General features: G+C 72.4%; 15 protein-coding genes. 4 read left to right on the top strand and 11 right to left on the bottom strand.

The genetic code is table 11. The features are described 5' to 3' along the window. Positions 1-43 precede the first annotated feature (43 nt). Positions 44-715, bottom strand: a complete 672-nt coding sequence (locus tag ACZ59A_RS03385) for an MBL fold metallo-hydrolase (protein ID WP_470952872.1) — start codon at positions 713-715, stop codon at positions 44-46. A 136-nt stretch (positions 716-851) separates the two neighbouring features. On the opposite strand from ACZ59A_RS03385, the gene ACZ59A_RS03380 reads away from it, so the two are divergent. After that, positions 852-1,217, top strand: a complete 366-nt coding sequence (locus tag ACZ59A_RS03380) for an MmcQ/YjbR family DNA-binding protein (RefSeq protein ID WP_468053998.1) — start codon at positions 852-854, stop codon at positions 1,215-1,217. A 7-nt stretch (positions 1,218-1,224) separates the two neighbouring features. Here the strand turns inward: ACZ59A_RS03380 and ACZ59A_RS03375 are convergent, their stop codons facing one another. Next, the gene (locus tag ACZ59A_RS03375) at positions 1,225-1,698 is read right to left on the bottom strand and encodes a hypothetical protein (protein ID WP_470952869.1); all 474 of its coding nucleotides are present in this window, start codon (positions 1,696-1,698) and stop codon (positions 1,225-1,227) included. Positions 1,699-1,835: 137 nt separating this feature from the next. On the opposite strand from ACZ59A_RS03375, the gene ACZ59A_RS03370 reads away from it, so the two are divergent. Together ACZ59A_RS03370 and ACZ59A_RS03365 are read left to right on the top strand one after the other, a co-directional pair. After that, a complete protein-coding gene (locus ACZ59A_RS03370; RefSeq protein ID WP_470952866.1) occupies positions 1,836-2,150 on the top strand; it encodes a hypothetical protein in 315 nt (104 codons plus the stop codon). Further along, positions 2,147-2,758: a phosphotransferase gene (locus ACZ59A_RS03365; protein WP_470952864.1), complete on the top strand. Its 612-nt coding sequence runs from the start codon at positions 2,147-2,149 to the stop codon at positions 2,756-2,758. The genes ACZ59A_RS03370 and ACZ59A_RS03365 overlap by 4 nt, the downstream gene beginning before the upstream one ends. Here the strand turns inward: ACZ59A_RS03365 and ACZ59A_RS03360 are convergent. The 3 genes from ACZ59A_RS03360 to ACZ59A_RS03350 form a co-directional block, all read right to left on the bottom strand. After that, positions 2,744-3,829, bottom strand: coding sequence for a methyltransferase domain-containing protein (locus tag ACZ59A_RS03360; RefSeq protein ID WP_470952863.1), 1,086 nt, complete (start codon positions 3,827-3,829; stop codon positions 2,744-2,746). The two genes, ACZ59A_RS03365 and ACZ59A_RS03360, sit on opposite strands and share 15 nt — an antisense overlap. 371 nt (positions 3,830-4,200) lie before the next feature. Next, a complete protein-coding gene (locus ACZ59A_RS03355; RefSeq protein ID WP_470952861.1) occupies positions 4,201-4,782 on the bottom strand; it encodes a histidine phosphatase family protein in 582 nt (193 codons plus the stop codon). 82 nt (positions 4,783-4,864) lie between these two features. Then, positions 4,865-5,926, bottom strand: coding sequence for an MASE1 domain-containing protein (locus ACZ59A_RS03350; RefSeq protein ID WP_470952858.1), 1,062 nt, complete (start codon positions 5,924-5,926; stop codon positions 4,865-4,867). A 219-nt stretch (positions 5,927-6,145) separates the two neighbouring features. Here ACZ59A_RS03350 and ACZ59A_RS03345 point away from each other — a divergent pair, with 219 nt between their 5' ends. Further along, the gene (locus ACZ59A_RS03345; protein WP_470952855.1) at positions 6,146-6,928 is read left to right on the top strand and encodes an alpha/beta fold hydrolase; all 783 of its coding nucleotides are present in this window, start codon (positions 6,146-6,148) and stop codon (positions 6,926-6,928) included. Here the strand turns inward: ACZ59A_RS03345 and ACZ59A_RS03340 are convergent. The 6 genes from ACZ59A_RS03340 to ACZ59A_RS03315 form a co-directional block, all read right to left on the bottom strand. Continuing rightward, positions 6,909-7,598, bottom strand: a complete 690-nt coding sequence (locus tag ACZ59A_RS03340; protein WP_470952852.1) for a lytic transglycosylase domain-containing protein — start codon at positions 7,596-7,598, stop codon at positions 6,909-6,911. The two genes, ACZ59A_RS03345 and ACZ59A_RS03340, sit on opposite strands and share 20 nt — an antisense overlap. A 182-nt stretch (positions 7,599-7,780) precedes the next feature. Continuing rightward, positions 7,781-8,461: a DedA family protein gene (locus tag ACZ59A_RS03335; protein WP_470952849.1), complete on the bottom strand. Its 681-nt coding sequence runs from the start codon at positions 8,459-8,461 to the stop codon at positions 7,781-7,783. Between the two features lie 212 nt (positions 8,462-8,673). After that, on the bottom strand, positions 8,674-9,153 hold the full coding sequence (locus ACZ59A_RS03330) for a DoxX family protein (protein WP_470952846.1): 480 nt from the start codon (positions 9,151-9,153) through the stop codon (positions 8,674-8,676). Positions 9,154-9,294: 141 nt separating this feature from the next. After that, the gene (locus tag ACZ59A_RS03325; RefSeq protein WP_470952844.1) at positions 9,295-11,268 is read right to left on the bottom strand and encodes an FAD/NAD(P)-binding protein; all 1,974 of its coding nucleotides are present in this window, start codon (positions 11,266-11,268) and stop codon (positions 9,295-9,297) included. A 61-nt stretch (positions 11,269-11,329) separates the two neighbouring features. Beyond that, the gene (locus ACZ59A_RS03320; RefSeq protein ID WP_470952842.1) at positions 11,330-13,054 is read right to left on the bottom strand and encodes an alkaline phosphatase D family protein; all 1,725 of its coding nucleotides are present in this window, start codon (positions 13,052-13,054) and stop codon (positions 11,330-11,332) included. An 86-nt stretch (positions 13,055-13,140) separates the two neighbouring features. Further along, complete coding sequence (locus tag ACZ59A_RS03315; RefSeq protein ID WP_470952839.1) at positions 13,141-13,800, bottom strand: HNH endonuclease family protein; 660 nt, start codon at positions 13,798-13,800, stop codon at positions 13,141-13,143. Positions 13,801-14,143: the final 343 nt, after the last annotated feature.

Genomic DNA, 14,143 nt, shown 5'->3' with positions numbered 1-14,143 from the left:
GCGCCAGCTGTCGGGTCTCGGGCGATGGTCGACATCGGGGGCGTCACTTGGCTGCGGCCGACGCTTCCCGCAGGGCGGCAGCGGCGCCGTGCGTGATCGGGGCGCCGTGGCCGAATGCCGCCGCCTCGACGTCGAGCTCGGCCAGCCGGTGCAGCGATTCGAAGGCCCGGGCGCGGTCGGTGTTGAAGACGCCCAGCATCGTCCGGCCGACGTTGGCGACCGCGTCGCCGGTGAACAGGACCCTTGGCCCGGGCAGGTGGAGCGCGATCGAGCCGTCCGTGTGGCCCGGCACCGCGACGACCACCGCGCCGCCGCCGAACGGCAGCACCTCGCCGTCCTCGACCTCGCGGTCCACTCGGCACGGCGGCGCGGGCGGCAGCGTCGGGAGAGCCGCCTTGATCGGTACCTCGAATGGCTCCAGCACCGGTGGTGCCCCGGCCGCCTCGCCCCGGATCACCGGGGCCTCCAGCCGATGCGCGACCACCTCCGCTCCGTGCCGGTTGGCCAGCTCCGCCGCCGAGCCGGTGTGGTCCTCGTGCCAGTGCGTCAGCACGATCCGCCGCAATGCACTGTCGAGGGCGGTTTCGATTTCCGCCGCGCGGTCGGCCGTCCCGGTGTCGATGAGGGTCAGCCCGTCGTCGTCCCGCCACAGGTAGGCCGCCCCCACGGGGAAGCGGAGCATGCGCAGTCTCGGTAGTACCTCGACGATCTCCATACCGGGCAGCCTGCACGACCGCACTCACGGCTGCCCGGCCGTTCGCTGAGGGCTCATGCATGGTCGAAGCATGCCCATGGTGGAGGATGGAGGCCGAGTGCCATCAGTGGAGATCCGAGATCGAGGAGAACCCGGAGTGACCCCCGAGCAGCTGCGCTCCTTCTGCGTGTCCTTCAACGCGGCCGCGGAGGAGTTCCCCTTCCCCCGGGTGCCGGAGATCTCGGCCTTCAAGGTGTGCGGCAAGATCTTCGCGCTGTCGACCCTGGACGCGCGTCCCCTCACCGTGAATCTGAAGTGCGAGCCCGAGGTCGCGGTGCGGCTGCGCGCTGATCACCCGGGACTGATCGTGCCGGGGTGGCACATGAACAAGCGCCACTGGAACACCGTGACGGTGGACGGCGATCTTCCGGACCAGCTGGTCCGGGAGCTGATCGAGGACTCCTACGACCTGGTGGTCGCGGGTCTGCCGAAGGCCGAGCGGCTGCGGCTCGACCGCCCCTGAGCGGTGCTCAGGACTCGGCCGACAGCCGGAATCGCGCGATGCGCACCCTTTCCGCCGCGGCCAGCGCCTCCTCGTGTGTGGGGTGGCGGTCGCGGGGCAGCCCGGCGTACGGGTCCCGGATCGCGCCGGGGCCCTTGCGCTGGACGAGTTCCTCCAGCAGGCCCGCCACCTGCTCCCGGTCCTCGACGGCCGTGGCCTCGGCCCGTACCTCGCGGCCGCGCAGCCGCAGTCGTACAGTGCGGCCGTTGCGGAAGTTGCTCATCCAGCCGGTCCGCGCGCCGAAGGCCCACAGCTCGTCGGGGGCCCATAGGTAATAGGCCACCGGGATCGCGTAGGTGCGCCCGGTCTTGGCGCCCGCATAGGTGAGCAGCATGAGCCGACCGCTCACCAGCGGGTGCAGCCGGGACCTGAGCAGCGGGCGGACGACGCGGTTCGCGGCGTTGAACAAGCTCTCCGGCGGGTGCCAGCGCGTGCGAGCCATATGATCCGGACTCCTCCGTCGGCATCGTCTGCCCCGCCAACCTAGGGCTGGTCCACCGGTGCTGACAACGACTCAGTTGAGCGGTCGAGCGGGTAAATCCGGTGAGGGCGTGCCGCGTGGTTTCTAGGGTGGGGCCTGTGCTGTCCCGTCCTTCTTTCATCAACGACGACACCGTCGCGCGTGCGGTCGCCGCGCACTGGCTGCCCGAGGCCGCCGAGGTGGGCTACCTGCCCTGGGGATTCGGCGCGCACCACTGGCGGACGGCCGGGGGCGGGACGACGCTGTTCGTCACGTTGGACCAGCTGGCGCCCCGGCATACCGCGGCGTCGCTGGAGGCCGCGTACGCGGGGGCCGCGGCGCTGGGGGCCGTAGGGCTGGACACGGCGTGCGCGCCGTTGCCCGCCCGGTCCGGGCGGTTCACCGTGGACGTCGGAGCCGGGTGCTCAGCGTGACGCCGTGGCTGGAGGGACGGTCCCCGACGGAGGCGGAGGCGCGCGAGCCGGACCACGTCCAGGATGTCCTCGCCGCGCTGGCCGCACTGCACGGTGCCGCGCCGCCGGACGGCCTGCGGCGCTGGGCTCCCCGGGTCGGCCCCGGGTTCGCCGACGCGCTACGGGCGCGCACCGCCCGGCCCTGGACGTCCGGCCCGCTGGCGGAGGAGGCCCGGACCGCGATCGCCGACCGGGACGAGGCGATCACGCGCTGGACGGGCCGGTACCTCGAACTGGCCGACCTCGCCCGCGCGCACCAGGACTCCTGGGTGCCGACCCACGGCGAGCCGCATAATGACAACCAGGTCGTGGACGCCCACGGGCTGAGGCTGGTCGACTGGGAGTCGCTGGCCCTCGCAGCGCGCGAACGGGACTACGCCGACCTGCTCGCCGCGAGCGCGGCCGACCGCCCGCACGCCGACCCCGCGATGGTCGAGCTGTTCGCGCACGACTGGCGGCTGTCCGAGATCGACGAGTACGCGCGCTGGTTCGCCGCCGCGCACACCGGTACCGAAGACGACCACACGGCTCTGGAGGGGCTGCGCGAGGAATTGTCAGCGGCCCTGTGAGCCAGAGAGCAGTGATACCCGCTGGCCCTCGGAGGTCACCGTCAGCTCGAACGCGTCGGCGCCTGGGCTTCCGGCGGCAACGAAGTCGTCGTATACGGCCGTGACTTCCTGCCACAGGTCGCGGGGGCCGTAACTCCACGTCTCCTGGGCGTTGACCGTGGCAGCCGATCCCTCCCGGTCGTGGAGCCACATCTGGTACGCACCATCCTGCGTCCCGTCGGCCATGACCACGCCCGGCAGCCGCGCGCCCGCGTAGAGGGCGAAGCCCAGATCGGCCAGCGCGTCGAGGGGCAGTGACCCCGGGGTGCCGCGGCGGCCGGTGCCGCTGTCCACGGGGGCGTCCGGCCGGGGGCGTTCGGAGCGCATCGGCATGAACCTGGCGCCTCCGACGAACCGGCCGCGGGCCGTGCCGTCCGCGGCCGTCTCAAGCCGTACCAGGGCGCCGGACCAGAAGTCCCCGGCCAGCGGCGCGACGATGATCCCGCCCACGGCGGTCTGTTGTACCCAGGCGTGGGGGACGCGGCGCACGGAGCAGGTGGCGATGATCCGGTCGTACGGTGCCGCGGGTTCCCAGCCGCGCGCACCGTCGCCGCATACGACGCCGGGGTGGTAACCCGATTCCTCGATGACCTTCGCGGCTCTCTCCGCCAGGACCTCATCGACCTCGACCGTGGTGACGCTCTCGCTGCCCAGCCGCTCGGCGAGCAGCGCCGCGTTCCAGCCGCTGCCGGTGCCGATCTCCAGTACGCGGTACCCGGCGGCGATGTCGAGCGCGCCGAGCATCCGGGCCACCATGGTGGGCATGGAGTTGGACGAGGTCGCCAGCCCCGGGCCGTCGCCGCGTCCGTCGTCCACCTGGGTGACGATCGGTACGTCGCGGTAGATCAGGTCCCACCAGGCGTCGTCCGTCGTGACCGGCACGCAGGTGGCCTGCTGCTCCCAGATGTCCGAGGGGATGAAGCGGTGGCGCGGCACGGCCTCGAACGCGCCGCGCCAGTCCGTGGACAGGGCCCCGGACGCGGTGAGCGCGTCCAGGAGTGCGATGTGGCGTTCCTGCCACCGCTCGGTCAACGGGTCCTCACCTTTGCTTCGACGGCTGATCGCCGTCCGGCGGGGGAGGCGGCGGGGGCGACCACGGTTTGATCGGGGCGGGATCGCCCTTGTGCTTGTTCTCGGCGATCACTGGCTGCCTCCGGGGTGTTCATTATCGCGGAACGGGAGGTGGGCACGCAGGCCGCGCGGATATGACGAGTGTGCCCCGCGGCGCTGGAGCTGGGCTTGATCGCGGTGGGGACCCGTCGGGGTGGGTTATCCACAGGCTCAGGCGGTTGTCGGTGGGTGGCCGTACGGTGATGCCTGTCCTTATTCACGCTGCTGGGCTGCGCGTGACTCGGATGCGGAAGGCCGGGCCCTACAGCACGGGTCCGGCCTTCGTCCTGCCTTCACCGCAGGTGGGACGTGTCGTTGTAGGTGAGGAGTGTGGCGGGGAAACCCGGGCGGTAGCGGAGGACGGTCAGGGCCGCGTTGTCGTGGTCGAGGCCCAGCCAGCGCCAGGGCGGGGCGTCGAGCGCGGCTCGGACGAGCCAGGCGATGAGGAAGTTGTGGGTGACGACCAGTTCGTGGCGGTCCTCGGCGCCGGGCACCGGGCCCGTGAAGCGCGCCAGCGCCTCCTTGGCCAGCCGCGGGCCGAGGGCACGCTCTTCCGCCGGGACGCGGTGGACGAAGTCGAGGAACAAGTCGGCGGAGTCGGGCGGCAGTTCGGCGCGCTCCGGCGTATGCGGGACGTAGTCCCCGGCCGGTTCGCACGCGTGCGCCGGTACGCCGTCGAGCTCGGCGGCGATCAGGCGTGCCGTCTGGGCGGCGCGGGGGAGCGGGCCGTGGTGGATGGCGGTCAGCGGGACGTTCCGGAGCCGCTTGCCGAGCAGAGCGGCCTGGCGGCGGCCGTCGTCCGTCAGCGCGCTTTCGTCCGGGGTCGCCTCGCCGTGCCGGGTCAGATAGAGGTGGCGGGTGGCGTGCGCGGTCATGGGTCCCCTCGCGGTCAAGGGTGCGGAGCACCCCGGTAAACGGCGTACGGATCAGCAGGCGTACGGAGGGGAGACGGCGCCGCTATCGGCCCGGTTCCGGCTCGCCCGGGGTCAGCCGCACCACGGTTTCGGCGAGTTGGACGCACACCTGCTCGATCTGCCGCCGCGTGTGGTCGCGCTCGGCGATGATCGCCGCGAGGAGGAGGGCGGTCAGGGTGGTGGAGCCGTTGAACGCCTGGAGGGTGACCATCCGGGTCAGCAGCGAGTGGCCCGCGAAGGGACCGACGCCCTCGGCCGTGGCCTGGATCGCGAGGACGGTGACGATGAGCGAGCAGGGCGCGGCGCCGGGGAGCTGGAAGCGGAGGGCCGCCCAGATGAGGAAGGGGAAGACGAGGAAGAGCAGGCTGGCGGCCGTACGGGTGGCCACCAGCATGACGGCCGCCGTGCCCAGCGGCAGCGCGGCCGCCTCCAGCCAGCGGTACGGGGAGACGCCGCGCGGGAGGCGGGCCCGGCGGGCGGCCAGCAGCAGGGGCGTGACGACCAGGACGCCCATCGCGTCCCCGGTCCACCAGACCGACCAGGTGGGCCAGAAGGCGTTCGCGGGAAGGGCGTCCGTGAGGACGAGGACGGCGGTGCCCAGCGTGGAGCTGATCAGCATTCCGGCCAGGGCGCCGAGGAAGACCAGGGCCAGCGCGTCCCGCAGCCGGTTCAGTTCCGTACGGAAGCCCGCCCGCCGCAGCAGCAGAAAGGCGAAGAGCGGGGCCAGCGTGTTGCCCGCGACGATCGCGAGGACGGCGAGCGGCGCGGGGCCGATGGGGGCGTTGACCGCGAGGGCGCCGAGGGCGGTCCCGGGCCAGCTGCGCGGGCCGAGCAGGAGCAGGCAGGCCAGCGCGATCCCGGTCGGCGGCCACAGCGGGGTGACCTGACCGCGTACCAGTTCCTGCAACAGACCGAGCTGGGCGCCCGCGTAGTAGACGGCGGCCACGGCGAGGGTCAGGGCGGCGCCGCGCAGGGGCGCGGGTACGTGGCGTCGGATCGTCCCGCTGCCGCCGCCCGCATGGCCGGACGCGCTGCCGCCCGCGTTGCCGACCACGTCGTCGGTCTCGCGCTCGTCGCCCCGGCCATCGCCCACCACAGCGGCCATGACACTACGGACGGCCCGGTGGGCAGGGGCGGACACGCGGACCGGCCCGGGCCGCCCGCCGTACGGGTGAGCCGTCAGGGTGGGCCGTATGGGTGACCCGTACGGGTGAGGCCCAGCGCATATGCGCACCGGCCTTGCCCACTTCCGCGCGAGACGCCACCGTTGTCCACCAAATGGGCGCGCGCCGCGTGCCCGCATTCGACTGGGACCGGAGGTGCCATGGGACCGCTCGTTCCACCCCTCGTTCCACCGTATGAGACCGTCGGCGAAGGCCCGCACCATGTCATGGCGGTGCACGGCTGGTTCTCGGACCGCGCCGCCTACGCCGCGATGCTGCCGCACATCGACCGGCGCGCGTTCACCTACGTACTGCCCGACCTGCGTGGCTACGGGGAGGCACGTGACATCCCCGGAGCGTTCACGACCAGCGAGGCGGGCCGGGATCTGCTCGCGCTCGCCGACCACTTGGAGTGGGAGCGGTTCTCGCTGCTCGGGCACTCGATGGGCGGCGCCGTCGTCCAGCGCGTGCTGGCGGCGGCCCCGCACCGCGTCCGGCGGCTGGTCGGGGTGGCCCCCGTACCGGCGAGCGGGGTGCCGATGGAGGGTGAGCAGTGGGAGCTGTTCGCCTCGGCCGCCGACCGGCCCGAGTGCCGACGCGCGATCATCGACCTCACCACCGGCGGCCGCCATCCGGACGCCTGGCTCGACCTGATGGTCCGGCATTCGGTGGAGCACAGCGATGCCAAGGCGTTCCGGGCGTGGCTGGACTCCTGGGCGCTGGAGGACTTCCACGAGGACGTGGACGGCGCCGAACTGCCGGTGCGGGTGGTGGTCGGTTCCCATGATCCGGCGCTCACCGCGGAGGTGATGCGCCGGACCTGGCTGCGCTGGTACGCCAATGCCGACCTGGTCGAGCTGGCGTCGGCGGGGCACTACCCCGCCGACGAGACGCCGCTGGAACTCGTCCGGGCCGTGGAGGACTTCATAGCCGGTGGCGCGTAGTCCGTGCGGAGGGGGCGGAGAGGGCGGAGCGGGGCGAGGGGTCCGTAGGGGTGGGCGAGGCGGAGGCGGACGGCGAGGCGGAGTGCGCGCGATCGCGCTTCGCCTCGCTCCGCTGATAGCGCGCCTCGCTCTTCCGGTACTGGGGCAGCAGCGTGTTGACGATCCGGTCCACATAGCCGCGGGTCTCGTGGATGGTCGGGACGCCGCGCGCCCTGAGCACCGCGCCCGGTCCGGCGTTGTACGCGGCCAGGGCGAGCCGCGTCCGGTTGCCGGGGAGCTCCTCGACCACGCCGTACAGATGGCACATGTAGTGCGCCTGGGAGGGGATCGCGTCCCGGGGCTCCCAGACGTCGGCCTTGCCGTCGCCGTTGCCGTCCCGCCCCCACTCCTTCCAGGTGTCCGGGGCGAACTGCGAGATGCCCTGGGCGTGTCCGGAGTCCGCGTCCCGCCGCCAGCCGCTCTCCGCGTGGATCTGCGCCGCCAGCAGCGGCACGCTCAGCGGGGAGCAGACCTTCGCCGCCCGCTCCACGATCGGACGCCGCGCGTCCGGGATGGTGGGCAGCTCGGGCTCGGAGGGCGTCATGATCTGCCGTACGACGAGGACGGCGGCGACGACCAGCGCGAGGCCGACGACGAACGCCGCGAACATCCCGGCCGCGCGGCTCAGCATGCCGGGGCCGGAGCCGGGGCCGGGGGGACGAAGTGACGCGTGGGACGCCTGAGTCGCATGGGGAGGACCGTAACGGCAATTCCCGGGCGATCCGTAATCGACCGCGAAAACGGCGCCAGGACAGGCGTGAACGTACCTGACGGGTGCGGTTACGGGCCAGGAATGCTACGGGGCCGGGGCCGCTACGGGGCCGGGACCGGGGGCACGGGGCCCGCGGCCACCGTCAGATGCCCGGCCTCGTCCTCGGCCGGACGCTTCATCACATACGCGGCACCCGCGCCCGCCGCGAACAGCGCGAGGACCGAGACCGCCGTGCCCAGCCAGCTGGCGCCGAGCCACTGGCCGCCGACGTAGCCGAGCGCCACGCTGTACGCGGCCCAGGCCAGACCGGCCACCACCGACCAGGGCAGGAATTCCGTCACCCGACGGTGTGCCGCGCCCGCGCTCAGGCTGACGACCGACCGCCCGGCGGGGGCGAAGCGCGCTATGACGACGAGCGGTCCGCCGCCGCGCACGAGCGCGGTGCCCAACTTCTCCTGGGCGGAGGTGAGTCGGCGGGAGCGGGCGATGGCCCGGTCGAGCCGGTCGCTGCCGCGCCAGGCCAGCCGGTAGGCGACCATGTCGCCGAGGACGGAGGCGGTCGCGGCGCACAGCAGCAGCGCGAACATCGCGGGGAAGTCGGCCGCGTCGGCCTGGCGCACCACGCCGACCGGGTCGACTGTGGTGCCCGCGGCGGCGGTGGCGGCCGTGATGACGATGAAGCCGCTCGGCAGAACGGGCAGGAAGACGTCGAGTAGGACCGAGACTGCGATGACTGCGTAGATCCATGGGGTGTTGGTCAGCGACCCCAAATGTTCCAACAACGTTCTTCTCCCGATCCCGTTCCCCCGCCGCCGCGTCCTCTTCCGCGCGGGGCGGTCGGGAGCGGCCTTACAGCCATACAGCGTACGCCTGTGACCGTTGAGGATAGCGGTAAGGGGTGACGATGCTGTTCGAATCACGCCATGCGGGACACGTGGTCCCGCATGGCGCGATTCACCGCACGTTCACGGTCGGGACGTTTGCGCCTCGCCGGTCAGACCGCGCTCGGCTGCCGCCGCGGTTCGGCCGCCGCCGAGGACGCGCGGGACGAGCCGAAGATCCGGTCCAGCGCCCACGGGCCCGGGCCGGTGAAGATGATCAGCAGGAACGCCCAGCAGAACATGGCCGCCGGCTCGCCGCCGTTCTGCAGCGGCCACAGCTTCTCCGGCTGGTGCTCGTGGAAGTACGCGTAGGCCATCGAGCCCGAGGAGATGAACGCGGCGGTGCGGGTGCCGAGGCCCAGCATCACCAGCGCGCCGCCGACGAGCTGGATCACCGCGGCATACCAGCCGGGCCAGATACCGGCCTCGACGGTCTTGCCGGTGCCCATCATGCCGCCCATCCAGCCGAGCAGCGACGAGGCGCCGTGGCAGAAGAAGAGGAGGCCGACGACGATCCGGAAAAGGGAGAGTGCGTACGGTCTGCCGGTGTCCAGCAGACCTCCGATGGAGCGGGGGGAGGTGTCGGGGGACATGAGGGGATTGCTCCTTGTTCCTGGGGACGGAGAAACAGCGGGAACGCTAGGTTAGGTTCCCCTCATTTTTATTTGCAAGTTCAAGTTCCTGCCAATGTGGGCGCCCGGGAAGGGCCTTCGGGGCCGCGTCCGGGCCGCTCCTCAGAGCCCCGCGGCGCACATCGGCGCGATTTTCCGGGGCGGTTCGGGCGTCGTCGAGAGGCGCAGCGCGGCGCGCGCCACCGCGTCCGTGTCACAGAGGGTGACGGAATTCACGCCGGGGCGCGCCCCCGCCGCGGTCACCCAGTGGACGCCCTCCGTCGGCACCCCGACCGCGAAGCGCCGCGGATGCGGCCGCCCCTGCGCGTCCACGATCCGGAAGGGGGCCGGGGTGACGTCCAGTCCGCCCGTCTCGTAGCCCTCTACTCGGTGTGGTCGGCACTGCCCGGCGCTCAGCAGTCCGCTCAGCAGTGGATCGGCGGTGCGGCGCAGATCCGGTTCCGGCAGCCGCGCCTCGATCAGCGTCCGGGCGACGACCGCGGGGCCGGGGATCTGGGTCGAGCGGGCGGCGAAGCCCGGTCGATCTGATGGCCCATCAGGTATTTTGGATGTGACGTCCAGACCCGGACCAAGGATCTCAAGTACCCCCGCCTCGATCAGTGCGGCCATCTCCTCGATCCGGCGGCGCGGCGGGCCGATCGACAGGAACGCGTTCAGCGGGGTGTACCAGCGGTCGAGATGGGCCCGGCGCGAGACCCCGGTGAGCCCGCCGTGGTCGACGATCAGCCGCACCTCGTTGCGGAGGTCGCGCAGGACGTCGAGCGCGGCCTTGACCGGACCGGTCACATTGCCGAGCCGGGCGTGGGCCGCGTCGGCGCGTGCGTAGGCCAGCAGCCACCGCCGGAAGACGTCACGCGTGGTGAACTTTTGTTCACGATGGGGCTGGGAGACCGTCTCCCAGCACCACCGCCCGGCTGCCGAAATACCGAACTCCAGGAGCACGGCGGCCTCTTCGGGGGAGCCATGAGAAGTGGCCAAAAAGTGACGTCGGAAGTGTCGTGGGACGCCCGGGCCTTGGCGGGACAGCAGGGCCTCGTAGTAGACGGTTTCGGCCTCCTTGGCCACCAGCGGCCACACCTCCGCGAGGAAGTCCGGCGGCTCGCCGGAGTCCGCGCGCTTGCGGAAGCCTTCGAGGACGTCCGGCGTCAGCAGCAACGGGGTGTGACGGCCGTGTGCGCCCTTCGCGTTGTCGCCGCGGGCGTGGTACGGAATGCCGCGGCGGGAGCCCGCGTACAGCCGTGGCTCGCGGCCCGAGGGGTGGTAGACCAGCTCCGCGAAAGCTTCCTCCGAAGCGGCGGTGTACGAACCGCCGCGGCCCTCGGTGAGCAGCGCCATGTGGTCGAAGAAGTTGAGGCCGAGGCCGCGGAGCAGCACGGGCTCGCCGGGCGCGATGGGCGACAAGTCGACATCGGCGGGGTTGGCGGGCGGGTAGTAGCGCAGCCCGTGCCGGGCCGCGTGGGCGCCGAGCCGCTGCTCCGTCTCGTCGGGGGTGCGGGGCAGATGGCCCTGGGCCAGAACGACGGCGCGCAGTCCGCCGAGGCGCGTGCCGTCGTCGAGGGCCAGGGTCTGGGTGCCGTCCGGCGCCTCCTCCAGGCCGGTGGCCCGGGCCGGGTGGGGGCGGACGGTGACGGTGTCGGGGGCGGTGCGGACGACCTCGGCGAACACCCACTCCAGGTAGCTGCCGTAGAGGGCGCGGCTCGGATAGTCGTCCGGGCCGAGCGAAGGGGCGGGGGCGCTGTCGCCCGTGGTGGCCCACTCGTACAGGCTCGGCCCGGTGCGTATCGGCCCGTCGCATTCGACGCTCTCATCGGTGAACAGGGTCACCTGCGAGGCGACGGTGTTCATCAGCAACTCGCCCGGCTGTGCCGTCCGCCACACGCGCCCCGCGCCCGGCGGGGACGGGTCCACGAGGTGCACGGTCAGCCTGGTCCCCGGCGTCAGCTCCGGCGCGGAGGCACAGAGGCGCTCCAGCACGCTGGTGCCGCGGGGACCGGCCCCGACGATGGCTATGGCGTGGGGGTCTCCGGCCAAGGTGTTACTCCCGGGGCAGATGTGACGCAGGATTTTGCCCATCATGCCGTTCGCCCCGCGGGTTTCCACCCGCGGAGCGGAACGTCTGCCTCCGTTGTGTCCCGTATCACTCCACCGGTGCTCCTCGGCCCTCCGGCCAGGACGTCCGCAACGGTGTGGTCAGCTGCGGCTCCGGCGACTGGGCCGACTGGACCGCCTGGTCCAGACGCAGCCGCACGGCCCCGCCCTGGAGTGTCAGCGTCATCAGCTGGTTGCCGAACCAGGGGCCGCCCGTCTTGCGCCAGCGCAGCCGGGGCGCCGGGACGCGGCCGTGGCGGGTGAAGAGGCGGCCCAGGGCGCGGCCCGCCCGGCTCCAGCCGAAGCGGAAGCCGAGGCGGATCGAGGCGTGGATGCTGTTGTGCACGGGGGAGCAGGTCAGCTGGCGGACCGCGCTGACCGGGCGGCGCGGCCAGCGGGACCAGTCCGGTTCGGCGATGTACGCATGGTGGACGTCGCCCGACAGCACACTGATCGTGGCGGGCGCGTCGGCTCCCTCGCCGACCTCGGCGATCAGATCGGTCAGGTCGTCGAAGGACTCGGGGAAGGCGGCCCAGTGCTCCAAGTCGCCGCGCTGCCGCAGGTCCTCGCCGATACGCGCCCAGCGCGCCCCGCGACGGCCGCCGCACACCGAGGCGTTCCACGCCTCCACGTCGTGCACGAAGTGCGGCAGCAGCCAGGGCAGGGAGGTGCCGATGAGGAGGTGGTCGTAACTCCCGGCGGCGTCCAGCGCCTGTTGCCGCACCCAGGCCAGCTCCTTGGCCTCCACCATCGCGCGCGTGCCCTCGCCCAGCACCCGGGCGCCGCGCGTGTCGACCATCAGCAGCCGCACCGGGCCGAAGTCGCGGCGGTAGCTCCACCGGGTGTACGCGGGGTCGGCGTCGGCGCGGTCGGCGAAGGCCCGCAGCGCCTCCGTACCGTCCTCGGCGTCCCGTACCGCCGCGTACAGGCCGTCGGCGGCGAGTTCGGCGGGGGAGAGGTTGCCCAGGTGCTGGTGCACCCAGTACGACATCAGCCCGCTCAGGATGCGCTCGCGCCACCACGGCGTGGCGCGCATCCGGTTCAGCCACGCCTCGCTGGTGTTCCAGTCGTCTATGACGTCGTGGTCGTCGAAGATCATGCAGCTGGGCACGGTGGACAGCAGCCAGCGCACCTCGGGGTCGAGCCAGGACTCGTAGTACAGCCGCGTGTATTCCTCGTAGTCCGCGACCTGGTCGCCCGGCGGCTCCGACAGATCGCGGCGTGTCGCGAGCCAGCGGCGGGTCTCGGCGGACGTCTCGTCCGCGTACACCTGGTCGCCCAGCAGCACGAGCACATCGGGGCGCGGGGCCCCGGGCGAGGTGGCGAGGGTGTGCGCGAGGGTGTCCAGCGCGTCGGGCCCCACCGGGTCGTGCGAGGCGTCGGACGGCGGCGCGGCCCACCGGCAGGAGCCGAAGGCGACCCGCACGGGCCCTGAGGCGCCGGAAGCGTCGCCGGACGTGTCGCCGGAGACGCCGCCGGACACGTCGGGCGTGCGGATCGTGGAATCCGGGAAGCGGGAGTCCGGCAGCGGCCACACCTGCTCGCCGTCCAGCAGCACCCGGTACGCCGTCTCACCGCCCGGCCGCAGCCCGGTGACCGGGATCAGCGCGTAGTGATGTCCGGCGATCCGCCAGGTGCGGGCCGTGCCGCCCGCGCCGTCGGCGCAGCGCACCTCGGCCTCGCAGGGCCGGTCGGCCTCCACCCAGACGGTCGCGTCCGTCCCCGTCTCCCAGTCCACGTGCCGCAGCAGTGGTCCCAGGCGCAGCCCGGCCATCCGGCCCTCCTCGTCGCTCCGCGTCCGTACCGTACGCGTCGTACGGTACGGAACGTCGGAGACGGCCTCGCGGTTCCGCTGGGTGATCAGCAGCCGTTGAGGATGCCGCTCAGCGCGGACTTCTCCGCCGAGTCGATGTTGAGCTTGTAGGTGGACTTCACCGAGACCCACATGCGGGCGTACATGCAGTGGTATGAGGCGAGCGGCGGCAGCCACTTGGCCGGGTCCTTGTCGCCCTTGGCCTGGTTGACGTTGTCCGTCACGGCTATCAGCTGCGAGTGGGTCAGGTCGTTGGCGAGGGCCTGGCGCTGGGCGGTGGTCCAGCTGCTGGCGCCGGACTTCCACGCCTCGGAGAGCGGGATGACGTGGTCGATGTCCACGTCGGAGGCGGCGGTCCAGGTCTCGCCGTCGTACGCGGACTTCCAGGTGCCGCTGGTGGAAGCACAGCTGGAGTCGGTCTGGACGTTCGTGCCGTCGCGCTTGAGGACCTCCTCACGGGTGTTGCAGGAGCCGCTCTGGGTGATCCAGTGCGGGAACTTGTCCCGGCTGTAACCGTCGGACGACCCCTCGGCCTTGACGGTCAGCGCGGCCAGCTGGGTGCGGGCGGTGGCGGCGCTCGGCGGGGTGGGCGGGGCGGCCTGGGCGGACGGTCCGCTGAGCACCAGCGTGCCCAGCAGCCCGGCGAACCCGCCGAAGACGGCGGCGCGACGCGCGTAGACGCGCCGACGGTCGTGCATGTGAGACATGCGAACTCCCTAGAAGTGGGGGGTCGTTGGCCACGGCAACGCGGCCATCGTCATGGCGCCAGGTGGACGTGGGGCAGGCGCCAGGTAACAGAGTGGCGACGCGGTCATGTCAACGCAAGGGGCTTCAGAAATCGAAGGGGTAAGTGATTGCGCCCCGGCGCCGCCGTCGCCCGCCGCGCCGGGCCCGCGTGCCGCTGTTCCACCCCAGGGGCGCATGTGGGTGGTGACCCGCTGGCCTGCGCGCCGGGGGCATCCCGTACGCTGGTCGGCAGCAGAAGGGGAGTAGCTCCTCGCCGGACCGTCGACATACTGCCCGCCCCTATGAGGTGCGGGCCGGCGCCCG

It is taken from the genome of Streptomyces sp. NPDC040405, from assembly GCF_055595765.1.
Note: the sequence above shows the minus strand (reverse complement) of the source record. Positions and strands in the feature narration are given on the sequence as shown.